The organism is Pantoea sp. OVA07A (genome assembly GCF_019969975.1).
GTDB classification, from domain to species: Bacteria; Pseudomonadota; Gammaproteobacteria; order Enterobacterales; family Enterobacteriaceae; genus Pantoea; species Pantoea agglomerans.
Window position 1 is genome coordinate 1 of the sequence record NZ_JAHXYM010000005.1, and the last position, 24899, is coordinate 24899.

Annotated in this window: 21 protein-coding genes, 1 tRNA gene and 1 pseudogene; 15 read left to right on the forward strand and 8 right to left on the reverse strand. The window is 55.9% G+C overall.

Going from position 1 to position 24899, the window contains the following annotated elements; genetic code table 11:
• Positions 1-442: 442 nt before the first annotated feature.
• From fruA to fruB, 3 genes are read right to left on the reverse strand one after another with little or no spacing between them, the layout of a single operon-like run.
• Entirely contained in the window at positions 443-2155 is a 1713-nt protein-coding gene (gene fruA, locus LC417_RS15930; protein ID WP_159226595.1) for a PTS fructose transporter subunit IIBC, read from the reverse strand.
• Between the two features lie 16 nt (positions 2156-2171).
• On the reverse strand, positions 2172-3110 hold the full coding sequence (gene fruK / locus LC417_RS15935) for a 1-phosphofructokinase (protein ID WP_010248301.1): 939 nt from the start codon (positions 3108-3110) through the stop codon (positions 2172-2174).
• Entirely contained in the window at positions 3107-4237 is a 1131-nt protein-coding gene (gene fruB, locus LC417_RS15940) for a fused PTS fructose transporter subunit IIA/HPr protein (RefSeq protein ID WP_089413992.1), read from the reverse strand. Before fruB ends, fruK begins: the two co-directional genes overlap by 4 nt.
• Before the next feature lie 312 nt (positions 4238-4549).
• Between fruB and LC417_RS15945 the strand changes: the two are divergent.
• Positions 4550-4786 (forward strand): annotated as a pseudogene (locus LC417_RS15945) (type II toxin-antitoxin system VapC family toxin); the annotation flags it as partial.
• A 39-nt stretch (positions 4787-4825) separates the two neighbouring features.
• On the opposite strand, the gene LC417_RS15950 reads toward LC417_RS15945, so the two are convergent.
• Complete coding sequence (locus LC417_RS15950) at positions 4826-5080, reverse strand: YkgJ family cysteine cluster protein (RefSeq protein ID WP_031292689.1); 255 nt, start codon at positions 5078-5080, stop codon at positions 4826-4828.
• A gap of 343 nt (positions 5081-5423) precedes the next feature.
• Here LC417_RS15950 and yeiP point away from each other — a divergent pair, with 343 nt between their 5' ends.
• The 9 genes from yeiP to yejF all read left to right on the forward strand — a co-directional run bounded on the left by yeiP (position 5424) and on the right by yejF (position 16250).
• On the forward strand, positions 5424-5996 hold the full coding sequence (yeiP, locus tag LC417_RS15955; RefSeq protein WP_003854146.1) for an elongation factor P-like protein YeiP: 573 nt from the start codon (positions 5424-5426) through the stop codon (positions 5994-5996).
• Between the two features lie 76 nt (positions 5997-6072).
• Positions 6073-7041 carry a GTP-binding protein gene (locus tag LC417_RS15960; RefSeq protein WP_223566132.1) on the forward strand — a complete coding sequence of 323 codons (969 nt, stop codon included), beginning with the start codon at positions 6073-6075 and terminating at the stop codon, positions 7039-7041.
• Between the two features lie 45 nt (positions 7042-7086).
• The gene (locus LC417_RS15965) at positions 7087-7794 is read left to right on the forward strand and encodes a phosphatase PAP2 family protein (RefSeq protein WP_010671014.1); all 708 of its coding nucleotides are present in this window, start codon (positions 7087-7089) and stop codon (positions 7792-7794) included.
• A gap of 512 nt (positions 7795-8306) precedes the next feature.
• Complete coding sequence (gene mepS, locus LC417_RS15970; RefSeq protein ID WP_010248316.1) at positions 8307-8882, forward strand: bifunctional murein DD-endopeptidase/murein LD-carboxypeptidase; 576 nt, start codon at positions 8307-8309, stop codon at positions 8880-8882.
• 222 nt (positions 8883-9104) lie between these two features.
• Entirely contained in the window at positions 9105-10667 is a 1563-nt protein-coding gene (locus LC417_RS15975; RefSeq protein ID WP_223566133.1) for a cyclic di-GMP phosphodiesterase, read from the forward strand.
• Between the two features lie 44 nt (positions 10668-10711).
• Positions 10712-12520, forward strand: a complete 1809-nt coding sequence (locus LC417_RS15980; protein ID WP_223566134.1) for an extracellular solute-binding protein — start codon at positions 10712-10714, stop codon at positions 12518-12520.
• An 11-nt stretch (positions 12521-12531) separates the two neighbouring features.
• On the forward strand, positions 12532-13626 hold the full coding sequence (locus LC417_RS15985; protein ID WP_223566135.1) for a microcin C ABC transporter permease YejB: 1095 nt from the start codon (positions 12532-12534) through the stop codon (positions 13624-13626).
• Positions 13623-14645, forward strand: coding sequence for an ABC transporter permease (locus tag LC417_RS15990; RefSeq protein WP_010248329.1), 1023 nt, complete (start codon positions 13623-13625; stop codon positions 14643-14645). Before LC417_RS15985 ends, LC417_RS15990 begins: the two co-directional genes overlap by 4 nt.
• Positions 14646-16250, forward strand: a complete 1605-nt coding sequence (gene yejF / locus LC417_RS15995) for a microcin C ABC transporter ATP-binding protein YejF (RefSeq protein WP_223566136.1) — start codon at positions 14646-14648, stop codon at positions 16248-16250.
• On the opposite strand, the gene LC417_RS16000 is transcribed toward yejF, so the two are convergent.
• The 3 genes from LC417_RS16000 to rsuA all read right to left on the reverse strand — a co-directional run bounded on the left by LC417_RS16000 (position 16237) and on the right by rsuA (position 18817).
• A complete protein-coding gene (locus LC417_RS16000) occupies positions 16237-16557 on the reverse strand; it encodes a hypothetical protein (RefSeq protein WP_010248336.1) in 321 nt (106 codons plus the stop codon). The genes yejF and LC417_RS16000 overlap by 14 nt on opposite strands.
• A 294-nt stretch (positions 16558-16851) precedes the next feature.
• Positions 16852-18048: a Bcr/CflA family multidrug efflux MFS transporter gene (locus LC417_RS16005; protein WP_010248339.1), complete on the reverse strand. Its 1197-nt coding sequence runs from the start codon at positions 18046-18048 to the stop codon at positions 16852-16854.
• A gap of 49 nt (positions 18049-18097) precedes the next feature.
• The gene (rsuA, locus tag LC417_RS16010; protein WP_010248342.1) at positions 18098-18817 is read right to left on the reverse strand and encodes a 16S rRNA pseudouridine(516) synthase RsuA; all 720 of its coding nucleotides are present in this window, start codon (positions 18815-18817) and stop codon (positions 18098-18100) included.
• Between the two features lie 155 nt (positions 18818-18972).
• Between rsuA and LC417_RS16015 the strand changes: the two genes are divergently transcribed.
• Together LC417_RS16015 and rplY are read left to right on the forward strand one after the other, a co-directional pair.
• The gene (locus LC417_RS16015) at positions 18973-20727 is read left to right on the forward strand and encodes a DEAD/DEAH box helicase (RefSeq protein ID WP_031292692.1); all 1755 of its coding nucleotides are present in this window, start codon (positions 18973-18975) and stop codon (positions 20725-20727) included.
• A 176-nt stretch (positions 20728-20903) separates the two neighbouring features.
• The gene (gene rplY / locus LC417_RS16020; RefSeq protein WP_003854168.1) at positions 20904-21188 is read left to right on the forward strand and encodes a 50S ribosomal protein L25; all 285 of its coding nucleotides are present in this window, start codon (positions 20904-20906) and stop codon (positions 21186-21188) included.
• A gap of 118 nt (positions 21189-21306) precedes the next feature.
• Here rplY and yejK read toward each other — a convergent pair whose 3' ends face one another.
• A complete protein-coding gene (gene yejK, locus LC417_RS16025; RefSeq protein ID WP_010248346.1) occupies positions 21307-22311 on the reverse strand; it encodes a nucleoid-associated protein YejK in 1005 nt (334 codons plus the stop codon).
• A 158-nt stretch (positions 22312-22469) separates the two neighbouring features.
• Here yejK and LC417_RS16030 point away from each other — a divergent pair, with 158 nt between their 5' ends.
• From LC417_RS16030 to LC417_RS16040, 3 genes are all read left to right on the forward strand, one after another.
• Complete coding sequence (locus tag LC417_RS16030) at positions 22470-22697, forward strand: YejL family protein (protein ID WP_010248348.1); 228 nt, start codon at positions 22470-22472, stop codon at positions 22695-22697.
• A 22-nt stretch (positions 22698-22719) separates the two neighbouring features.
• Entirely contained in the window at positions 22720-24474 is a 1755-nt protein-coding gene (yejM, locus tag LC417_RS16035) for an LPS biosynthesis-modulating metalloenzyme YejM (protein ID WP_022625056.1), read from the forward strand.
• A 73-nt stretch (positions 24475-24547) separates the two neighbouring features.
• Positions 24548-24624 (forward strand) — tRNA-Pro (locus LC417_RS16040).
• Positions 24625-24899 lie beyond the last annotated feature (275 nt).

Below are 24899 nucleotides of genomic sequence, written 5' to 3' on the forward strand. Positions count from 1 at the left end.
CGGCACAGGATGTGCCATCCCCGGCGGTCCGTCAGGCAGGCGAATGAAGTGAAGGAACCGCGCAGCGGCGCGAGGACCGCCAGCCCCTGAGCGGCACCAGACTGCGTTATCACCTGTCGCTTAACTGGCTGGCATGCTCCCTTTTCGTTTAGAGAGAACGCTGGCTCAGGGAGCATACGCCTTCCGTAAAGACGCAAAAAAACGCCATCCCTGGCAGGCGCAGCGCGGGCGATTACGCACCTCATCCCTGAGGTGCGCCCGCAGCCGGGCCAACGCTTTGCGTTGTTCAAAAACGCTCCCGGCTTTTTGTCCATGGCCCGCGATGCTTTACTCCAGTCGTATGCTCCCGTCGCTTTGACTTCGGGAACCGTCTGTAAAAGCAAACAGGGAGCCATCCGGCTCCCTGTTATTTTCACTTCAGCAGATTATGCACTTCTGCAAATCAGGCTTTCGCCAGCTGCTCTTCCGGACGTTTCAGTACCGCATAGCTCAGACCCGCAATCGCGGTGCCGATGATAATCGCCATCAGATAGCCGATAACCGGGGTAATCGCGCCAGGGATCAGCAGCACGAACAGTCCACCGTGCGGAGCCATCAGTTTTGCGCCAATCGCCATGGAGATCGCGCCGGTGGTTGCACCGCCAACGATACAGCAAGGCAGAACGCGCATCGGGTCACGGGCAGCGAACGGAATCGCGCCTTCAGAGATAAAGCAGAGACCCAGAACCAGTGCTGCTTTACCACCTTCCTGCTGACCTTTATTGAATTTACGACGGGCAACCAGCGTCGCCAGCCCCATCGCCAGCGGTGGCACCATACCGGCTGCCATAATGGCTGCCATTGGCGCATAGGTCTGCGAACTCAGTAACCCGACGCCAAACGCGTAAGCCACTTTGTTTACCGGACCGCCCATATCGGTACACATCATGCCGCCCAGAATGGCACCCAGCAGGACCGCATTCGCCGTTCCCATGTTGGCCAGCCAGTGCGTCAGGCCGTTCATGATGCCAGCAACCGGTTTACCCACTACGTAGATCATCAGCAGACCGGTGATCAGACTGGCGAACAGGGGAATAATCAGTATCGGTTTCAGCGCTTCCATACTCTGCGGCAGTTTAACTTTGCCGCTGATCAGCTTCGCCGCATAACCGGCAATAAAGCCCGCGATAATACCGCCTAAGAAACCTGCGTTAATGCTGGTGGCGATCATACCGCCAATCAGACCCGGCGTCAGACCCGGACGATCAGCGATGGAGAAGGCGATAAAGCCCGCCAGCACCGGCACCATCAGGGCAAAGGCGCTGCCACCACCAATTTGCATCAGCGCCGCAGCCAGCGTGCCCTGCTCTTTAAACGCCGTGATACCAAAGGCAAACGACAGCGCGATGCTCAGACCACCTGCGACCACCATCGGCAGCATGTAAGAAACACCGGTCAGCAGGTGACGATAAGCCCCTGCTCCGCCTTTCTTCTCTTCTTCACTGCTATTGTTCTGTCCGCCAGCCGCCGCTTTATACGGCTTCGCTTCTGCTACCGCTTTATCCAGCTCCTGCGCGGTTTTCTTCAGCGCCAGACCGGTTGAGGTACGGTACATCGGCTTACCGGCAAATTTCGCCAGGTCGACTTCGATATCAGCTGCGACGATCACCAGATCGGCGGCAGCGACTTCTTCCGGAGTGATCGCATTACCGGCACCCACTGAACCACGGGTTTCAACTTTCACCCACCAGCCGCGACGGGTCGCTTCAGCCTGAATGGCCTCGGCAGCCATAAAGGTGTGCGCCACGCCGGTCGGACAGGCGGTAACCGCGACGACGCGTTTCTGCGCGCCAGCCTGAGCCGGTGCAGCAGGTGCGCCTGCTTCAGGTGTTGCTACCGCAGCCGGTGCCTGCCAGGTTTTCGCTTCTGCTTTCGCGCGGTTCAGGAAGGTTTCTGGCTCACGTACTGCCAGCTGGATATCGCCCAGCCAGACCGCTTTGCCGTTCAGCGCCGCATCGTCCGGCACGTTTTTGCCCAGCACAATCGCCAGCTCAGCGTCGGCAGGATTATCAGTCAGGGTCAGGCCCGCCGCAGCGGCGGCAGCCGCCAGACGCTGTTGTGCCATATATGCGGAAGCCAGTCCCAGTGTAGGGTCTTTAATCAGCAGCGTTTTCATTATCGCTCTCCTGCTGTCAGTTAACGGGTTGTAAGTCGACGCGCGCCATCATTGCGGCCAACTGAGTACGATCGGAAACGCCAACATTGCTCTGGCTGACGGCCATCGCCGCCACGGCAGTCGCAAGACGCAGCGTGTGTTCGCTGGATTCGCGCATCAGCAGGCCATAAATCAGGCCACCAACCATTGAGTCGCCTGCACCCACGGTGCTGACCACTTCGCACACCGGCGGTTTAGCGATCCATTCGCCAGAAGCGTTGACCCACAGAGCACCTTCTGCGCCCAGCGAAATCACCACATGGGCGATACCCTGCTCGCGCAGTTCGTGCGCAGCGCCAATCACATCCTGCAGGGTTGGCAGTTTGCGACCGGCCCAGATTTCCAGCTCACGTCGGTTAGGTTTAACCAGCCACGGTGCCGCCTTCAGTCCTGCCACCAGCGCCTCGCGGCTGCTGTCAAAGATGATGCATGGGCAGTGGGTGCGAAGTTCGGTCATCCAGCGGGTAAAGGCATCGTGGTCGACGCCCTCAGGCAGGCTACCGCTGACGCAGACCATATCGAACTGGCCCAGCCAGGTCAGAGAATCGGTAGTAAAACGATCCCAGTCCTGCGCCGTCACCTGAAAACCGGAGAAATTCAGATCGGTGACGTCACCGGTCTGTTCAGTGAGTTTAACGTTGATACGGGTACGGCCAGGCACGACATGGAAACGGTTGGCTATGCCCAGCTCACTGAACAACTGCTGGAAACCGTCCTGATTCTCTTTCCCCATGAAGCCACCGACGGTGACATCGATACCCAGATCCTTAAGTACTTTGGCTACGTTGATGCCCTTGCCCGCAGCATGCAGCCCGGTGGTTTTCACCAGGTTAACTTCGCCACGTTCAATTTCAGGGGTATAACCCACCAGGTCATACGCCGGGTTCAGCGTAATGGTGGCGACGCGTCTGCTCATGATGCCCCCTCACCCAGACCACTGGTGATCGCTTCTTCAATCGCGTTCAGCGCCTGCTGTGCATCTTCACCGCTGGCGGTGAAGCGCAGGCGATGGCCTTTCTTCACGCCCAGCGCAACCACTTTCATCAGGCTACGGCCATTAGCGGGTTTGCCGCTGCCGTCGAGATTGGTCACGGTAATGTCGCTGTTGAACTGCTTGATCACGCTGACCAGCGCCGTGCCCGGACGGGCGTGCAGGCCGTGTTCGTTGCGAATGGTAAATTCAGCCGTCAGCACGTCAGCCTGCTCATCGACTTCGCTGGTGAGCAGTGCGTAAACGCCTGCAGCATCCGCTTTCAACAGACGATCCGCTTTGCCCTGCTGCAGCAATGCGCTGAGGTAACACAGCACTTCCAGCGGACGTTCATCGGTCGCCGAAACGCTGATTAACATCGCAGCCGATTCGCCCTGATGGTCGAAGGCATGTTCAGCGCGGCTGATAGCCACGCCGCTGCGCAGGTTGCCGAGGCTGCTGTCGCTGAGCCAGATACCCTGCCCCAGATTCAGCGGAGGCGTTGAAACCACGTCCGCGACGTAGCTGGCATCCACCACACCAGCGGACTGCAGCCGACCGGCGTTCATCGCCTGTAAGGTGATCAGATCACTGGCAGCCACGTTGAGCGTGATTAATGAGGTGTCGAAGCTGAATTCAGCGGCTTGTTTCTCGCCCATCAGCAACGCACGAAGATCTTCAGCAGAGGCGGTTTTTAGCTGTTCTGCAATGGTGTCATCGCTCAGCACATGGGTCAGCTGACGCAGCAGCGCCAGATGTTCATCCGACTTAGCGGCAATCCCGATGGCAACATAGGCTGTCTGATCGTCACCCCAGGCGATGCCCTGCGGAAACTGGAATACCTGAACGCCGGTTTTCAGCACCAGATCGCGGGTATCGGTGGTGCCATGAGGGATTGCGATGCCGTTGCCAAGAAAGGTTGAGGTCTGCTGTTCGCGCGCCAGCATGCCGTTGACGTACCCTTCGGTCACATTGCCCGCCGCGGTTAACGCGGCAGCAACCTGACGAATGGCCTCTTCTTTATTCTGGGCGCTGGCTCCGGTATGGATGGCCTGCAATTCGAGCTGGAACATAATTCTCCTCGCTTGCTGAGATTGAATCGTTTCAGCTAGTGTGAAAGTTTTTACGCCATGCTGAGGAAAACAGGTGGCGCAGTCACCGCTGAAACGTTTCAGGGATTGTGGTACAGCCGCTTTCACCAGGCAAGAAAATGCGCAAACGGCGTAGCAGATTTTTGACGTTACGCACATTTCGGGCAGGTTTAGCGGATTAGCGGACGAACAGGCTGACGCTGCTGCTGTAAAGTGAGAATGGGTGGACCGAAAAACTTCAGCAGCGTCAGCGCCTGATGGCGCGGTATCCGCTTCGGTTTGCAGCAGATACGTTTGCAATTGGTAGATGCATTCTGCGCACGTCTTGATGCTGTGCTTTCATGGGATCGCGCAGCGGTAGATGCAACTACTGAAATCAAAGCGGCGCTGGCTGCTGCCAGAACGCCCATTGGTCCCAACGACACCGCGATTGCCGGGCATGCCATTGCGGCCAGGGCTATTCTGGTGACCAATAACACACGCGAGTTTGAACGGGTACCCGGATTGCAGCTGGAAGAGTGGGTCAGCTAACCGCTGACGCGGGATTAAATCTAAGCGGTGGGAGGGTTCTCAGGCACGAGTGCTGGCTTCAAGCTCAATCAGGTAGGTCATGGCTGATGTACGGTCTGTAAGACACATATCAACTGAAGGTTGCAGACTTCCGCATACTTTCGGCCTTAAATCTGAACCGAAAATCATGCACAAATTTTCATCCGATAACTGAATGCATCGGACATTCGCGGGTTTACCCTGCGGCATTCCGGGGATGGGGCTGGAGATTGACGGCGCGATGCAGCAGGCTCCACAATCAATACGACACTGCATTAACACCTCTTACGCGACCTTCAGGATACAACAGACAGTAACAGAACCTCAGAGGGAGCGACACCACACCCTTCAGCTCTTAACTTCCTGCTTAAATCGTTCACTGTCACCCATGCCAGAAATCGGTGAAAAGATAGAGGGCGCTGTACAACAGGCACCGCCCTGGCTACGGCATTGCATGCTGTGATCAGGCAGAGAAAGTCGCGGCGACAATAGCAGTCCGGGGCGGCAATTGCCATGAAAGCCGCGGCCTGAGACAAAATTTCACGCCGGTGATATTGCCAGTTTTCATCGGCGCGAGTAACGTTGCGCGCACTTCACTTTCAAGATAGCGAGAACAGCAATGCCAAAAGCCAATGAAATCAAAAAAGGGATGGCCGTCACGCACAACGGTAAACTGCTGCTGGTTAAAGATATTGATGTCCAGAGCCCCAGCGCACGCGGTGCCGCCACCCTGTATAAAATGCGCTTTACCGATGTTCGCACCGGTTTAAAAGTGGAAGAGCGCTTTAAAGGCGACGAGATTATTGATGCAATTTCGCTCAGCCGTCGCAGCGTGACCTTCTCTTATATAGATGGTGACGAATATATTTTTATGGATGATGAGGATTATACCCCCTACTCCTTTAAACAGGAGCAGATTGAAGAAGAGCTGCTGTTTATCCCTGAAGGCGGTATCCCTGGCATTCACGTGCTGACGATGGAAGGTCAGGTGCTGGCGCTGGAACTGCCACAAACCGTGGATATGGAGATTGTTGATACCTCACCAGGCATTAAAGGTGCTTCCGCCAGCGCCCGTACCAAACCCGCCGGTATGAGTACAGGCCTCTCGATCCAGGTACCGGAATACCTCAGCAACGGTGACCGCATCCGCATCCACATTGCTGAACGCCGCTATATGGGCCGCGCAGACTAAATCAGAAGCCTGCTGCCGATCGTGATAGTGTTATATTATTACATTATCACGTTATCCCCCGGCAGGAGTCACTCCCATGACACGCGTTAATCTGATTACTGGTTTTTTGGGCAGCGGCAAAACCACGCTGCTCTGCCATCTGCTGGCTGCCAGGCCGTCCGGGGAAAACTGGGCGGTGCTGGTTAATGAATTTGGCGAGATCGGGATCGACGGCGCCCTGCTGGCCGATCGCGGTGCCACGCTGAAAGAGATCCCCGGCGGCTGCCTGTGCTGTGTTAATGGCCTGCCGATGCAGGTCGGGCTGAATATGCTGCTGAAGAGTAAACCCGATCGGCTGCTGATCGAGCCAACCGGCCTGGGCCATCCTCGTCAGGTGCTGGAGATGTTGAGTGCGCCCGTCTATCAGTCGTGGCTGCAACTGAATGCCACACTAACGCTGCTGGATGCGCGTCAGCTGGCCAATCCTCGTATCGTTGCCAATGAAAACTTCCGCGATCAGCTGGCTGCCGCCGACCTTATTATCGCTAATAAGCGCGACTGCTGGGATCAGGCGGATCGTCAGCGCCTGGCTGACTGGCAGCAGCAGATGCAGCCTGCGCGCCCTCTGATAGAGACAGAATTTGGTCAGATCCCCCTTTCCCTGCTGGATACACCCCGGCAGCCGCGCGAGCTTCCCGTGCCGCAGCATCATCATTCGTCGGGTCCCACCAGCGGTCTGGCGGCGTTGCGACTGAATGGCGAGGCGCGCTGGCGTCGGGCGCTGAACCACGGACAGGGCTATAGCGCCTGCGGCTGGCTGTTTGATGGTGATACGCTGTTCGACAGCGGCACGCTGCTGGAATGGGTTCGGCAGGCGCCGGTAGATCGCGTTAAAGGAGTGATGCGCACGAAAGAAGGCGCTCTGCGTATCAATCGCCAGGCAAATGAGCTGCAGAGTGAAACACTCCCCTCACCGCCATCCGATAGCCGCATTGAGATCATTCATTCTCAACAGGCTGACTGGAATCGACTACAATCGGCATTGTTGAAGTGCCGTTTACGCTGACAGAGGTATTGTCGGCGGTTATTTTTAATAATAATGAGTTTAACTATGCGCGTAACTCGCCTTATTACTATCCTGCTGCTTAATGCACTGGGCGTGGTGCTATTTCTGTCATGGTATCTGCCCCCGGAACATGGCTTCTGGTTCGGCGTCGATAAATCTATTTTCTTTGGCTTCAATAGCCAGATGGTGACCCATCCGCTGTTCGCGCTGATCGTCGCTATCACGAATTACCGTGGTTTTGATGCGGTGTCATTGCTGGCGATGGGTCTGCTTTACCTGTCGATCTGGCGGCGTGAAACGCCACAGGCGCAGCGCCGGATGCTGGCAATCGGCATCACCATGCTGCTGACCGCCGTCGTTCTCAATCAGCTGGGCCATTTATTGCCGGTTAAACACTCCAGTCCGACACTGTTCTTCGAAAACGTGCATCGCGTCAGTGAACTGACCGGTATTCCCGCTAAAGATGCTTCAAAAGATAGCTTCCCCGGCGACCACGGTATGATGCTGATCATTTTCGCCTGCTTTATCTGGCGTTACTTTGGTTTCAGCCGCTTTTTAATTGCCACGGCTATTGTGGTGATATTTTCACTGCCACGCATCATGGCCGGTGCGCACTGGTTTACCGATGTTGCCGTCGGTTCAATGTCGGTGGTATTAGTGGGTCTGAGCTGGTGGCTATTAACGCCAGCCAGTGACGTATTGGTTAACTGGTTTTATCGCAAATTGCCGGGTAAATATAAGCCCGTGACGTAAATGTTAAGCGCGGACGATTTAAACCCCTGGTTTGAACCGCCCGCGCTTATAAAAAACACCTCACCACTATTAGCCTGCTAATTAAATTCACGAAAAGAAAAGGTTATGACCCTGCTGGCAGGTCAAATAGTCGCCAATATCCTCTGTCAATAAAGAAAACTCTAAAAATAGCGGCTATGCCCCGAATTAGCCCCCCTTTAACTCCCTGTTCTCACCATCATTTGACCACAATTGTAGCTAAAGTAGTCAGTGTGTTACGGTTTGATTTCACATCAAAAAAACCTATATGAAATTGATTAAAAGCACTCGCCACGGCGTCTGTAATCAGTTAACCTCAGTCGCAGTGAGGCAAAAGCGGCAGAAAATTCGGATTTTTTACCGTTAAAATGTGTCCATTAACACATTTTAGTAATTAAGGATTTGTCTTAGTCTGTTTCGCTTATTAATCTCCCTGTTTTGTCATCTGGCTGGCGACAATCTTGTCGTAAGGAAATCGAAGGAAAACCCGAATAATGGTCAAGTCTCAACCAATACTGAGATATATCTTGCGGATCGTGCCCGCAGTGGCGCTGGCAACACTCCTCTCAGCTTGTAGCAGTACCCATAGCAGTCAAAACGCGAATAACGAGAATCATGAAGTTAACAACCACAATGGTTTTTTACTTCAGGCGTCTCAGGATGAGTTTGAAGAAATGGTGCGTAATGTCGACGTTAAGTCGCGCATCATGGAACAATACGCCGTCTGGAAAGGTGTGCGCTATCGCCTCGGTGGCGATACTAAACGCGGGATCGATTGTTCCGCCTTTGTACAACGCACCTTCCGCGATCAGTTTGGCTTAGAATTACCGCGTTCTACCTCTCAGCAGCAGGACACCGGTAAAGAGATTACCCGCAGTAAACTGCGTCCCGGCGATCTGGTGATGTTCCGTGCAGGCTCTACGGGCCGTCACGTTGGCATCTATCTTGGCAACGATAACTTCGTTCATGCCTCGACCAGCAGTGGCGTGATGATCTCCAGTCTGAATGATGATTACTGGAAAAAGCGCTACCGTGAAGGACGCCGTGTATTAAGTCGTAACCCGACCTGATAACCACTTTCGATCTTCTCTCAGCCAGAGAACATGAAACGCTGCTTATGCAGCGTTTTTTTTCGCCTTTAATCATTTTTACCAGCAGTTATATAAGATAAAAGCATTCTGATTCAGATTAATAGCAAGACATTTCCCGCCGTCTCGTTATATTCTCGGTCGCTTAAACCGAAGCCGTCGTGCGCAATAACATAATAATAATTTGATTAGGGGAAGCTCCTCATGCCACTGTCGGGGGCGCTACGGCGCCATGCCACCTATCCTCGCCGTATCGCATGGAGTAGTGCGATGGCTGGCGGCCTATTCTTTCTGTTATTTGCTGCACTCTCGCTTCACCAGACCTGGCAGAAGCGCGAACGACAGCATCAGCAACTGCTGGAGAACAGCCGCACGGCATTGCAGCAAACGCTCTCCAGCCTGATTAACAGTACTCTCAGTCCCCTGATTCCGTTTACCCACACTGCCTGCAATACCATCAATCGTGAACTCACCTCACGCGCCGCCTTTGCCGGAAATCTTCGTGCCATCCTGCTGGTTAAAGAAGGTAATGCCTTTTGCTCCTCGGCCACCGGCAGTTTTAATCTGCCGCTCAATGTGATTGCGCCCCTGAGTGATATTTCGCGTGATATCGATCTGCAGCTGATGCCGGGCACGCCGTTGCAGCCCAATAAACCGGCGCTGGCGTTGTGGATCAAAAATCCCGGCAGCGTGCAGTCAGGCGTTTTCGCGACGCTGAATATTACACTGGCACCCTATCAGCTGCTGGCGTCCGGGCATCCGGAAATTACCGGTATAGCACTGGTGGCACAACGCAGCGCCTTAACCAGCTGGCAGTCCGTCGTCATGCAGAATAAAAACCTGCCGACACCGCTGCACCGGCAGGCGCTGACAGGCTATCCGCTGCAGTTTGTGTTGTACGGTTCCACTCTGGCGTTCAGCGATTATCAGAATATCCTGCTGAGTTGTCTGCTACTGTCGCTGCTGGTTTCAGGCGCTTGCTGGCTGCTGTTGTCGGTTTATCAGCGCCCTGGTAAAGAGCTGATTCGGGGCATGAAGCGCGGTGAATTTCACGTCGAATATCAGCCGCTGGTCACCTCCCATGATGGTCAGCCGTATGGGATGGAAGCGTTACTGCGCTGGACCCACCCGACGAAAGGCCCGATTCCGCCCGATGTGTTTATTCACTATGCCGAGGCGCAGAACCTGATTATTCCCCTGACCCGACATCTGTTTCAGCTGGTTTCCCGTGATGCCCACCTGCTGTGTCATACCATTCCCCGTCATGCCTGCCTCAGCCTCAACATTTCGCCCCTGCATCTGGCTGACAGCGGTTTCCGTCAGGATGTGCTGCGCTGGCTTGATACCATGCCTGCGGACCACTTTACTTACGTGTTTGAGATCACCGAGCGAGCCATGGTGCGCGACGAAAACGTTGGAGAACTGTTTGACTGGCTGCATCAGCAGCAGATCCATATCGCCATTGATGATTTCGGTACCGGTCACAGCGCGCTGATCTATCTGGAACGTTATGACTTTGATTATCTGAAAATTGATCGCGGCTTTGTTCAGAGCATCGGTACGGATAGCCTGACCTCGCCGGTGCTCGATACCGTGCTGCAGCTGGCGAAGAAGCTGAACCTGAAAAGTGTGGCCGAAGGGGTAGAAACCGGCGAGCAGGCTGCCTGGCTGATTAACCGCGGTGTGACCCATCTGCAGGGTTACATCTTTAGCCGTCCGCTGCGGCCGGAAACGCTGATAGACTATTTCCGGCGTCATAACGCCTGACACTACCTGGCCCGAATCGCGCCAGACATCTGACAGGAGAGTGCATGCTGTTTCGTTCCGGACTTCTGCTGCTGTGCAGCCTGCTCAGCGCCCCGCTGCTGGCAGCCTCTGTCCAGCAAAGCTACGTGTTCACCCAGGCCGGTGAAGCGAAATATCCGCCTGGCTTCAGCCATTACGACTACGCCGATCCCCGCGCCCCCAAAGGCGGCAGTATCACCATGGCGGTGGTGGGCACTTACGACAACTTCAACCGCTACGCTTCACGCGGTAATCCGGGCATTAACACCGGCACGCTTTATGATGGGCTTTACACCAGCTCAGACGATGAGCCTGGCAGTTATTATCCGCTGATTGCCGAGTCAGCGCGCTACGCCAGCGATTTTACGTGGATTGAGATCCGCCTTAATCCCCGCGCCCGTTTTCAGAATGGCACACCCATCACCGCCCGCGACGTGGCGTTCACCTATCAGAAATTCATGACCGAGGGCGTGCCTCAATTTCGCGTCGCCTACCGTGGCGTGACCGTTAAAGCGCTGAACGATCTCACTGTGCGCATCGAGGCACAGAAGCCGGATAAAGATCTGCTGCTTGGCTTACTGACGCTGCCGGTTATCGCAGAGTCGTTCTGGCGCGATAAGAAGTTTAATGAGCCGTTAAGCGAGCCACCCTTGTCGAGCGGACCCTATCGCATCACTCGCTGGAAGCTGGGACAGTTTATTGAGTTCAGCCGGGTAAAAGATTACTGGGCCGCTGATCTGCTGGTCAATCGCGGACGCTTTAATTTTGATCGAATGCGCTATGACTACTATCTGGATGACAATGTGGCATTTGAAGCCTTCAAGGCGGGTGCTTACGATCTGCGTGAAGAGACATCGGCAAAGAAATGGGCTACCCAGTATCGCGGCCGCAATTTTGACGATGGCAGCATCGTTAAAGAGACCACGCCTAACGATGCCGCTATCGATACCCGCTGGCTGGCATTCAACAATGAAAAACCGCTGTTCCAGGATCGCCGCGTGCGTCAGGCGCTGTCACTGATGTTCGATTTCGAGTGGATGAACAAGGCGCTCTATTACGGTGCCTGGCAGCGCGCCAGCAGCTATTTCCAGAACACGGCGTATGCGGCCAGCGGCGTGCCGGATGCACAGCAGCAGGCCCTGCTTGAACCCTGGCGCGCGCAACTGCCACCTGAGCTGTTCAGCCAGCCTTATCAGCCACATAAAACCGACGGCAGCGGCTATGACCGCGCCAGCCTGTTAAAAGCGTCTGACCTGCTGAAACAGGCGGGCTGGCAGATAAAAAATCGCCGTCTGGTCAATGATAAAACTGGTCAGCCGTTTACCATTGAACTCCTGCTGCGCGGTGGCACCAATACCGACTGGGCGTTACCATTCCAGCACAATCTTTCCCGGCTTGGCATTACGCTGAACCTGCGGCAGATCGACAACTCGCAGTATCTGCGGCGCTGGCGCGAAGGCGACTATGACATGATTGCCACGGTCTATGGGGCAATGCCGATCCCGACCTCCAGTCTGCAGAGCCTGTGGCAGTCTGACTTTATCGCCTCGTCGTGGAATACCGCGCGGGTCAAAGAGCCTTTAGTCGATCATTTCGTGAAACAGATTGTGGCGCATCAGGGTGATCCCGCCGCGCTGCGGCCGCTGGCCCAGGCGCTGGACCGGGTGCTGCTGTGGAATGCGTATATGATCCCGATGTGGTACAACGCAGAGCAGCGGCTGGCGTACTGGGATAAGTTTTCTCACCCTGCCCGCAAGCCAGCCTACAGCGTCGGACTGGAAAACTGGTGGTACGACACAAACAAAGCCGGACGCCTGCCGGCCAGCAAACGCTAAGGAGATCACCGTTGGCCGCTTACTTTCTGCGCAGATTGCTGCTGATCATCCCAACGTTATGGGCGATCATCACGCTTAATTTTTTTATCGTGCAAATCGCGCCCGGCGGACCGGTCGATCAGGCGCTGGCTAACATTCAGTTTGGTCAGACAACCGGTCTGCCCGGCAGTGGCGCAGACAGCGCCGGTTCACGCGCCAGCGTCAGTCATCTCAATCCGGCCGATAATCAGTATCGTGGCGCACGCGGGCTGGATCCCGAAGTGATTGCTGAGATTAAACAGCGTTATGGTTTCGATAAACCTCTCTGGCAGCGTTACGGCGAGATGCTGTGGAATTACCTGCGTCTGGATTTTGGCGACAGCCTGTTTCGCAGTGCCTCGGTGATCGGGCTGATCAAAGAGAGCCTGCCGGTTTCGATCAGTCTGGGATTATGGAGCACACTGATCCTCTACCTTGTGTCGATTCCGCTGGGGATCCGCAAAGCGGTGCGCAATGGCAGCGCTTTTGATGTCTGGAGCAGCGCTTTTATTATCATTGGCTACTCCATCCCGGCTTTTCTGTTTGGCATCATGTTAATCGTGCTGTTTGCGGGAGGCAGCTATCTGGACTGGTTTCCGCTGCGCGGGCTCACCTCTGCGCAGCACGACACACTGCCCTGGTATGGCAAAGTGCTGGACTACTTCTGGCATATCGCCCTGCCGGTGCTGGCGACAGTGATCGGCGGCTTCGCCACGCTGACCATGCTGACGAAAAACGCGTTTCTGGATGAGATCCGCAAGCTCTATGTGGTGACTGCGCGCGCCAAAGGGGTGCCGGAGCGCCGTATTCTCTATCACCATGTGTTTCGCAATGCGATGCTGCTGGTGATCGCCAGCTTCCCCGCCACCTTCATCAGCATGTTCTTTACCAGTTCAGTGCTGATCGAGGTCATGTTCTCGCTCAACGGACTCGGGCTGCTCGGCTATGATGCGACTCTCCAACGCGACTATCCGGTGATGTTTGGCACGCTCTATATTTTTACGCTGATAGGTTTGCTGATGAATATTCTCAGTGATCTCACCTATACGCTGGTCGATCCGCGCATCGATTTCGGGAGCCGCTCATGACGCTCTCTCCGCTGAATCAACAGCGCTGGCAGCGCTTTCGTCATAACCGGCGCGGCTACTGGTCGCTGTGGATCTTTCTGATCATCTTTCTGCTGTCGATGGGTGCCGAACTGATTGCCAATGACAAGCCACTGCTGGTGCGTTACCAGCAGCGCTGGACAGTGCCGCTGCTGTTTGACTACAGCGAAACCGACTATGGCGGCGTACTGGCGACAGCGGCGGATTATCAGGATCCCTGGCTGCGGCAGCGCATTGAGCAGAATGGCTGGGCCATATGGGCACCGATTCGTTTCAGCGACAGCACCATCAATTTTGCTACCGAAGTGCCCTTCCCCTCTCCGCCCTCTGCGCAGAACTGGCTCGGCACGGATGCCAACGGCGGCGACGTGATGGCACGCCTGCTCTATGGCACGCGCATTTCTCTGCTGTTCGGACTGATGCTGACGCTCTTCTCCAGCGTCATCGGGATTGTAGTCGGCGCGGTGCAGGGCTATTTCGGCGGCAGGATTGACCTGATTGGGCAGCGGCTGATTGAAGTCTGGTCCGGCATGCCTGCGCTGTTTCTGCTGATTCTCCTCTCCAGCGTGATCCAGCCGGGTTTCTGGTGGCTGCTGCTGGTCACCGTGGCTTTCGGCTGGATGAGCCTGGTCAGCGTGGTCCGGGCAGAGTTTCTGCGTACCCGAAACTTTGATTACATCCGTGCGGCGCAGGCGCTGGGGGTCAGCGACGGCCGGATTATGCTGCGCCACATGCTGCCAAATGCCATGGTCGCCACCCTGACCTTTCTGCCGTTTATTCTGTGCGGATCGATTACCACGCTGACCTCACTCGACTTTCTCGGCTTTGGCCTGCCGCTGGGTTCGCCCTCGCTGGGCGAGTTACTGCTGCAGGGCAAAAATAACCTGCAGGCACCCTGGTTAGGCCTGGCGGGCTTTTTCACCCTGGCGATCCTGCTTTCGCTGCTGATTTTTATTGGCGAAGCGGTACGCGACGCTTTTGATCCGGGCAAAGGAGCCTGAATGAACACGCCATTGCTTGCCATCAATCATCTCTCGGTCGCCTTTCGTCAGGGCGAGACGCTTCGCCAGGTGGTGAATGACGTTTCACTGCGCATCGACGCGGGCGAAACGCTGGCGCTGGTGGGCGAGTCGGGTTCCGGTAAGAGCGTCACAGCACTGTCGGTGATGCGACTGCTGCATGAGGCTGCGGTGGCTTATCCCAGCGGGGAGATTCTGTTTAACGGTGAAGATCTGCTGCGCGCGCGCGAGCAGCGCCTGCGCGGGATTCGCGGCAACCAGATCGCGATGATTTTTCAGGAGCCGATGGTATCGCTTAATCCGCTGCACACCGTGGAGAAGCAGCTGTATGAAGTGCTGTCGCTGCATCGCGGGTTGCGTCGTCTGGCGGCACGCGGTGAAATTCTCAGCGTGCTTGATCGGGTCGGAATACGACAGCCCGCCACCCGGCTCAATGATTTCCCCCACCAGCTCTCGGGTGGGGAACGTCAGCGGGTGATGATCGCCATGGCGCTGCTGACCGAGCCTCAGCTGCTGATTGCCGATGAGCCAACCACCGCGCTGGATGTGACGGTGCAGGCGCAAATCCTGACGCTGCTCCGTGAACTGCAGCGGGAGCTGAATATGGGCATGCTGTTTATCACCCATAACCTGAATATCGTGCGTCAGCTGGCGGATAACGTCAGCGTGATGCGCAATGGTCACATCGTCGAACAGAACCGCTGCCAGGTCCTTCTGAATCAGCCGCAACACCCTTACAGCCAGCAGTTGCTGGCCGCCGAACCGGAAGGAAAAGCGCTGCCGCTGCCCGCAGACGCGCCGGTCATTCTTCGGGTCGATAATCTTCAGGTCAGCTTTCCGCTGCGGCGCGGGCTGTTCCGCCGGCAGAGTGGTGAAAAACAGGTGCTCTCCGGCCTGAGCTTTAGCCTGCGGCGCGGCGAAAGTCTGGGGCTGGTCGGCGAGTCCGGATCAGGTAAAAGCACTACCGGGCTGGCACTGCTGCGGCTGATTGCCTCACGCGGCGAAGTCTGGTTTGACGGCCAGCCGCTGCATCAGCTGTCACGTCGTCAGTTATTGCCGCTGCGTCAGCGCATTCAGGTGGTTTTTCAGGATCCTAACTCTTCACTGAATCCGCGTATGACAGTGCAGCAGATCATTGCGGAAGGCCTGGCGGTGCATCAGCCCGAACTTAGCCGTGCGCAACAGGAGCAGCGGGTCATCGCGGTGATGGCGGAGGTGGGGCTTGAAGCGGAAAGTCGCCACCGTTATCCGGCCGAATTTTCGGGCGGTCAGCGACAGCGTATTGCCATTGCGCGTGCACTGATTCTGGAACCGGAGTTGCTGGTGCTGGATGAACCGACCTCATCGCTGGATCGCACGGTGCAGAAGCAGATTCTGACGCTGTTGCGCCGCTTACAGCAGCAGCGGCAGCTCAGCTATCTGTTTATCAGTCACGATCTGGATGTGGTGCGCGCCCTGTGCCACCAGCTTATTGTGCTACGTCAGGGAGAAGTGGTGGAACAGGGAGAGTGTGAAAGGTTGTTTGCTTCACCCGCGGCCGGGTATACCCGCGAGCTGCTGCAGTCGGCGCAACTCAACCTGCGATAAAGGTTTCGGCAATCGCTACGCCCTGATTTTTCAGGCAGCAGTTGGTGGCGCTTTCGTCACGACGCTGAATGAACAGGCAGGGCTGTCCTTCGCACTCGGCCACTTTACAATCGACCTGAATATCCGCCAGAACCTCTTTTAGCTGCTGAAGGATCTCCCACGCCGGAATGCCGTCATGGCTGATCAAGCGCAGCGCAACGAAATCCTGCTCGTCCAGCGTGGTGTCATCGGATTCGATAGCACTGTGGTGATCGCTGGCCCAGCGAAAATGCTGTGGCAGACGATGCACAATCGAAAGTTGCAGCATAGTTTACTCTCCCCGGATGAGTTTATGTCGCAACACAAAGCAGCCCAGCTGGAAGCGGCCTGATAACCGCTGAGTCCGGACAGGGTTTAATGGCCCGTCCGTGTGGATTGCAGAAGCGCATTTTTTGCGACTCACATCGCACTTCAGCCTATATGTACCGCGTTCACACGCCGTTAACAATCATTTTAGCTGCATTGTGATTACTTTTTTAACTAAATATTTTCACAATATCGAAACAAAGTCAGGAGGCGTGCAAGTCGGCACGTCATTGCAGAGGGAAATCACTGCGCCCGATTACCGGGACGCAGTGCGGGGACGTGAAGCGTAGAAAAAGAGCAGCAGAGAGATTGTCGCGCACAGTGCAATCGTGCCGACCATTGGCCAGGCGCTGTTGAAACTCACCAGCGACAGCAGTGCGCCAACAAATGCCCCGACGCCAAAACGCAGGGTGCCCGCCAGCGACGATGCCGTACCCGCCATATGTGGAAACTCATCCAGAATCACCGCCATCGCATTCGATGAGACCATCGATACGCAACCGATAAACATCGCGATCCCCATCACCAGCGGCAAAAAGCCGAGGCTGAAGGCGCTGACCAGCAGCAGCCAGATCCCCATACAGAACTGTATCAGCAGTCCCATCCGGAACATCGCCACCGGGCCAAAGCGGCGCACGGCGCGGCTGTTAATCAGCGTCAGGACAAACAGAAACACCACATTGAGGCCAAAGTAGTAGCCAAAGTTTTGCGGTGAAACGTGATTCAGTTCGATGTAAACAAAGGGACCGGCATTGAGAAAGGTAAACAGCCCGGCAAAGGAGAAACCGCTCGACAGCATGTAACTGAACGCGCGCTTGTGGCGAAACAGCGTTACGAAATTGCCGAGCGTAGTACGCAGATGAAAGCGCTGTCGCTGCTCCGGCTTCAGGGTTTCACGGATCTGCGTGGTCACCAGCACGGTCGTCACTAATGCCGCGCCCGCGAGCGCCCAGAAGATGGCGTGCCAGCTCCAGAGCACCAGCAGCCAGCCGCCGATGATCGGCGCCAGCAGCGGCGCAATGGTGGTAATCAGCATCACAAAGGACATCATGCGGGAGAAGTCCTCTTTCGAGTAACTGTCACGCATTAACGCATTGATCACTACACTGGCTGCGGCAGCCGACAGCCCATGCAGAAAGCGCATCGTAATCAGCTGATCGATGGTTTGCGACAGCGCACAGGCCGCGGCGGCGCAGGCAAAGATCAGGGTGCCGAGCGCAATCACCGGCTTACGCCCATAGCTGTCTGCCAGCGGCCCATAGATCAGCTGCCCAATCGCGAAGCCAAGAATGTAGAGGTTGAGCGACATCTGCACGCTACCGGCTGAAACGCCAAATTCGCGTGCAATCTGCGGCATGGCGGGCAGATACATGTCGATCGACAACGGCATCAGCATGGCTAACAGACCGAGGATGACCACCAGTCCTGTTGGCGAATTCTTTTCCTTACGCACACCCTCTCCTGCCCTTATGGTCGTGATGCGGGCCGCCGGGCCCGTCCGGTTATTTTGTCTGCAGCTCTTTCGGCAGACCGATGCTGGCGATCTCTTCTTCTGTCAGCGCACGATATTCGCCCGGTTCCAGATCGGCGTCCAGTACGATGTCACCGATGCGCTCGCGATGCAGCTCAAGGACCCGATTGCCTACTGCCGCAAACATCCGTTTTACCTGATGATAACGGCCTTCGCTCAGTGTCAGCCGGACGTCTGTCGGGGTGATCACCTCCAGCTGTGCCGGTTTAGTCAGGCTCTTCTCATTGTGCAGCTGCACGCCCGCCGTAAACTGCGCGGCGGTATCGTCACTGACCGGTGATTCCAGGGTCACACGGTAGGTTTTCTCGCAGTGATGACGTGGCGAGGTAATACGGTGTGACCACTGGCCATCATCTGTCAGCAGCACCAGTCCGGTGGTGTCGATATCAAGACGCCCCGCCGCGTGCAGCTTGAATGACATCGGTTCTTCAATGAAATAGATGATGGTGGGATGATCGGGATCGTCGGTTGAGCAGACGTAACCCTGCGGTTTGTTCAGCATAAAGTAGCGTGGACCGGTCTGCATCTGCAGTACGTTGCCGTCATAGACGACTTCGTGGTCGGGCAGCAGTTTAAACGCGGTATCGCGTACGATTTCCCCGTTAACGGTGACACGCTGGCCACGGATCTCGCGATGGGCGATGGCGCGGCTGATTTCCAGTTGCTGAGAGATGAATTTGTCGAGTCGCATGAATTCGTTTTGCCTGTTACTGCGGAGGGAATCTGAAACGGCCTGGTTAACCGTTGAAAATGTGCGGGAAGTATAACGTGATCCGCGCCAGCCTGACAGCGCGTTTACCGCACTTTCATGGCATAATTACCCCCAGTTTTGCAAAAGTGAGCATCATGTCTTTTACCTTACGCCCCTATCAACAGGATGCGGTGAATGCCACCGTGGCGCATTTCCGTCGTCATCATCAGCCTGCAGTCATTGTGCTGCCGACCGGTGCCGGAAAGAGCCTGGTCATTGCCGAGCTGGCACGGCTGGCGCGTGGCCGGGTGCTGGTGCTGGCGCACGTCAAAGAGCTGGTAGCGCAGAACCACAGTAAATATCAGGCTTACGGGCTGGAGGCGGATATCTTTGCCGCCGGACTTCAGCGTAAAGAGAGTCAGCGCAAAGTGGTGTTTGGCAGCGTGCAGTCAGTGGCGCGTAACCTCGACCAGTTCGACAGCGCCTTTTCACTGGTGATTGTCGATGAGTGCCACCGTATCGGTGATGATAAAGAGAGTCAGTATCAGCAGATTTTCAATCATCTGCGTCAGCATAATCCGCAACTGCGTTTACTGGGCCTGACCGCCACGCCTTTCCGGCTGGGTAAGGGCTGGATTTATCAGTTCCACTATCACGGCATGGTGCGTGGCGACGAAAAATCGCTGTTTCGCGACTGTATCTATGAACTGCCGCTGCGCTACATGATCAAACATCAGTTTCTGGTGCCGCCGGAGCGACTGGATATGCCGGTGGTGCAGTATGACTTCAGCCGCCTGACGGCACAAAGCAGCGGCTTGTTCAGCGAAGCCGATCTTAATCGTGAACTGAAACAGCAGCAGCGCGTGACGCCCCATATTATCCGTCAGATCGTGGAGTTCGCTGAAGATCGGCTGGGGGTGATGATTTTTGCTTCAACGGTGGAGCATGCGCATGAAATTTTGCGGCTGCTGCCCGCTAACAGCGCGCTGGTGTCAGCCGAAACGCCTGCCAGAGAGCGCGATGCTCTGATTCTGGCCTTTAAGGCGCAGCAGCTGAAATTCCTGGTTAACGTGGCGGTGCTGACCACCGGGTTTGATGCTCCGCACGTTGATCTGATTGCGATTCTGCGCCCGACCGAGTCGGTCAGCCTCTATCAGCAAATCGTCGGACGCGGCCTGCGGCTCTCGCCCGGTAAAACCGACTGTCTGATTCTCGATTATGCCGGTAATCCGCACGATCTCTTTACGCCCGAAGTCGGCGCCCCCAAAGGGGCCAGCGACAATCAGCCGGTACAGGTTTTTTGTCCCGCCTGCGGTTTCGCCAACACCTTCTGGGGCAAGGCGACCGAAGATGGCATGGTTATCGAACATTTTGGCCGACGCTGTCAGGGCGTGCTGGAAGATGATGAGGGCGAGCGCGAACAGTGTGACTTCCGCTTCCGCTTTAAAAGCTGCCCCGACTGCGGCGCAGAGAATGATATTGCCGCCCGGCGCTGTCACCAGTGCGACAAAATTCTGGTCGATCCTGACGATATGCTCAAAGCGGCGCTGAAACTTAAAGATGCGCTGGTGCTGCGCTGTGGCGGCATGACGCTGGAACAGGGCCGTGACGCCAAAGGTGAATGGCTCAAGGCGACCTATTATGACGAGGAAGGTACCAGCGTCAGCGAACGGTTTCGTCTGCAGACACCGGCCCAGCGCAAAGCGTTTGAACAACTCTTTATGCGCCCGCATCAGCGCGCGCCCGGCGTGCCGCTGGGCTGGCAGAGCGCCGCAGACGTGCTGGCGCTGCAGCCGCTGCTGCGTCATCCCGACTTTGTGGTGGCGCGGGCCAAAGGTCAGTTCTGGCAGATCCGCGAAAAAATGTTTGATTATCAGGGTCGCTATCGCCGTGCCAATGAGCTGCGCTAATGAGCGCTAATGGGTCCGGCTAACCGGATGCCGAACCCGGCTGGCGGGTATATCGTTTGCTACCACCCGGCATAACGGCTATACTGCCGCCCGCTTTTGCATGTGCATCAGCGGTATTGAATAACCAGCCTGTTACTGGGTCGCCTGTAGCAGGAATTAAATAAAGAGATATATTAATGCTCACTATCAATGCAGTAGAACGTAAAGAGCAGGGTAAGGGTGCGAGCCGCCGCCTGCGTACAGCAAACCGTTTCCCGGCCATCATCTACGGTGGTTCTGAAGCGGCTGTTGCCATCGACCTGGATCACGACTCCGTAATGAACCTGCAATCTAAGCCAGGTTTCTACGACGAAGTGCTGACCCTGTCAGTTGACGGTAAAGAAACTAAAGTGAAAGTTCAGGCTGTTCAGCGTCACCCGTTCAAGCCAAAACTGTTCCACATCGACTTCGTTCGCGCTTAATCGCGAACTTCGTTGAAAGCAGAAGGGCCGGTTGCGAAACCGGCCCTTTTCTTTTGGCGCTGCCCGGTGAAATGATCGCCGCGTGCAGGGAATGAAAGCCGGGCTAAGCCCGGCTTTTTTATTTGCTGCTGGTACGGCGCTGCAGCTGATCGCGCAGATTGGGTGGTGTGCCCTTAATCGTCAGGGTGTCCGTTGCCGGATCCCAGAAAATGCGTTCGCCCAGCAACATCGCATCGAAGTTCAGGGTCAGGCCCCCGCCGCTTCCGGCAAACTTCGTCAGCTGGCGCAGAGTACTGCGATCCGCCGGGAAGCTCTCTTCCAGTTCATACCCCTGCTCCTGGGTAAAGGCCTGGAACGTTTTTTCACCCAGTGGTGGCAGTTCGCTCGACAACTCTTCCAGCGCAATCTCCTCGCCCGCCTGCAACTGCTCGTTGCAGTAGCTGTAGACCTGCTGGCGATAGTTCTGCCGCTCCTGCTTATCCAGTTCCGATTCGTTGCAGTAGTCATCTACCGCCTGCAACAGACCGCGGTTCTGCGCCTTGGTGTCTAATCCCACTTCGGCACCCAGGAAGTCCATAAAGAAGTCAGCCACTTTACGTCCGACCCGGCCACGCAGGAAAGTCAGGTAACGAGTCGATTCCGGGTTAGTTTCCCACTCGGTTAAATCGATGCGTGCCACGATGTCGGCATGATTGATGTCAAGATAGTGGGTGCTGCTGATATCCATCTGCTCGTTGACGCGCATGCTGGACTGGCTGTTCAGCACCGCAATCAGCAGGTATTCCACCGCCAGATAGCGGTAGTGAATAAACAGCACCACGCCGCCTTCAGCGAAGGGGTATTTTGCAAGCTCATCGCGCAGACGACCGGTCGCGGCACGGCTAAAAGCGAGAAAATCATCGTTGCCCTTACGACAATTACGCAGCGCTTCTGCCAGTTCACTCTCTGCATTGAACAGGCCATAGGCTTTGCTTTTTGCGCTATAAACCCGGTGTAACTCCTCCACCATCGCGTTGACCGTGTTGGTGGCAGGCAGCAGCGAATCGCGCAGCGCCAGTTCAAGCTGGTTTTCATCGCGTTTAATTAACTGATGCAGGGCAATCTGGTCGATATCCAGACTCATGGTAGACTCTCCTTTTAGCACAGGCGCGTATTCAAACACCGCCAGCATCGGCTTTCAACTCCATGCGTATAGCGAACGCGCTGCTTTCGATAAAATTGCGGTAAAAAGTGCGCTGTTCCGGTAATATATCGCCTTTTGAAATGAGCTTAGACGACGATATGGCACAATCATCCCGTTACAGTGACGAACGCGTGGAACAACTCCTCGCGGAAATGGCCCAAATCCTGCACAAGGACAAGGCCCCCACCGATCTCTCCCTGATGGTTCTGGGAAATATGGTGACCAACTTAATTAACAGCGATGTCGCTCCGGCGCAACGTCGTTCACTGGCACGATCTTTCGCCGATGCCCTTCAGGCGTCTGTGCGTGACGATAACGCCCATTAATTGGCTGATTTGACTTCATAATATGGTAACCAACCGGCAGCGCTACCGCGAAAAAGTTTCCCAGATGATCAGTTGGGGTCACTGGTTTGCTCTGTTTAACATCTTATTCGCGCTGATTTTAGGCAGTCGCTACCTGTTGGTCGCCGACTGGCCTTCTTCGCTGGCGGGGCGCATCTACGCCTATACCAGCTGGGTTGGCCACTTCAGTTTTGTTGTTTTTGCCGCCTATCTGCTGATTATCTTCCCGCTGACCTTTGTGGTGATGTCGCAACGGCTGATGCGGGTGTTGTCCGCGGTGGTCGCTACCGCCGGGCTGACGCTGGTGATGGTCGACAGTGCAGTGTTCAGCCGCTTCCACCTGCACCTGAATCCGGTGGTGTGGGAGCTGGTCATTAACCCTGATCAGAGCGAGATGGCGCGCGACTGGCAGCTGATGTTTATCAGCGTGCCGCTGATTTTCCTGGTTGAGATGCTGTTTGCGACCTGGAGCTGGCAGAAGCTTCGCAGCCTGAATCGCCGTTCATTTGGCAAGCCTGTCGCCGCCCTGTTTATCAGCGCCTTCTTTGCCAGCCACCTGATGTATATCTGGGCCGATGCGAATTTCTATCGCCCGATTACCATGCAGCGTGCCAACCTGCCGCTCTCCTACCCGATGACTGCCCGCCGCTTCCTTGAGCGTCATGGTCTGCTGGATGCCCAGGAGTATCAGCGTCGGCTGATTCAGCAGGGCGACCCGGAAGCAGTGGCGGTGGAGTATCCGCTGAGCGAGATTACTTTCCGTGATGCCGGCACACGCAATAACCTGCTGGTGCTGACGGTCGATGGTCTGAACAACGCCACGCTGGCCAAAGCGCTGCCGGAGCTTAATCAGTTCGCCAGCGAGAACGTGCGTTTTACCCAGCACTACAGCGCGGGTGATACGCCGGAGAAAGGGTTGTTTGGCCTGTTCTATGGGATCTCATCCAGCTACATGAACGGTATTCTGGCATCCCGAACGCCGTCGGCGCTGCTGGGCGCGCTTAGCACCCAAGGTTACCAGTTTGGCCTCTTCTCCTCAGAAGGTTTTAATCCGCCGCTCTACCGGCAGGCGTTGCTGACTGATTATTCACTGCCTGCAACGACCAGCCAGCCCAACGCCAGTACTGTGGCGCAATGGCAGAACTGGCTGGAGAAACAGAACGGTTCACAGGCGCCGTGGTTCTCATGGATTGCCCTGAACGGCCCGGACGTCACCGGCGACAGTGCAAAAGCGCGTCAGCGCAGCTATCTGCGCCAGGCTCCTGCCGTTGATGAGCAGATCCACGCGGTGCTCAGCAGCCTGCAGGCGCGTGATTTACTGAAGAACACGGTGGTGGTGATTACGGCGCAGCGTGGACTGGCACTGGATGGCAATCCTGACAGCGCCGGAAACCGCCAGACGCTGCAGGTGCCGTTAGTGATTCACTGGCCTGATACGCCCGCGCAGACCGTTGATCGCCTTTCTGATCATCAGGATGTGATGTCGACGCTGATGCAGCGACTGCTGCATGTGCGGACCAATCCAGTGAACTACTCTCAGGGTGAAGATCTGTTTGCTGCGCGCCGTCGCCATGACTGGGTCGTCAGCAGCGAAGAGAATAAGCTGGTGATTACCACGCCGCAGGTGACGCTGGTACTCAACAACAACGGCAGCTATCGCGCTTATGATGCGCAGGGCAATGCCCTGAAAGATCACAAGCCAGAACTGGCGCTGCTGTTGCAGGTATTAACTGAAGAGAAGCGGTTTATCGCTAACTGATTAATAATCAGGCAAATAGCCGGCAGGTATCTTGCATTAATGGTGATAACCAGTAGACTAATCCTCCAGTGTTCGGCACGTAGCGCAGCCTGGTAGCGCACGGTCATGGGGTGTCCGGGGTCGGAGGTTCAAATCCTCTCGTGCCGACCAAATTCCCTGAAAAGCAGCCTTAAAGGCTGCTTTTTTCGTTTCTGTCATCAAACCTTCACTTTCCTCGCACCTTCCGCAATCCGTTCTATACTTAACTGCGTGTGGGTAACAAGAGGAGAGTTCATGACATATATTGAAAAAGACGATCCAACAGAAGCACCCGAGTCAGGCGATAAGCAACCTTCCCCGCCAGACCAGAAGTAACCCACGGGGCCGCGTCTGACGCGGCCTTTCTATCTCAGCTTACCTCTCCGTTTAACATTCAGAATAGTCCC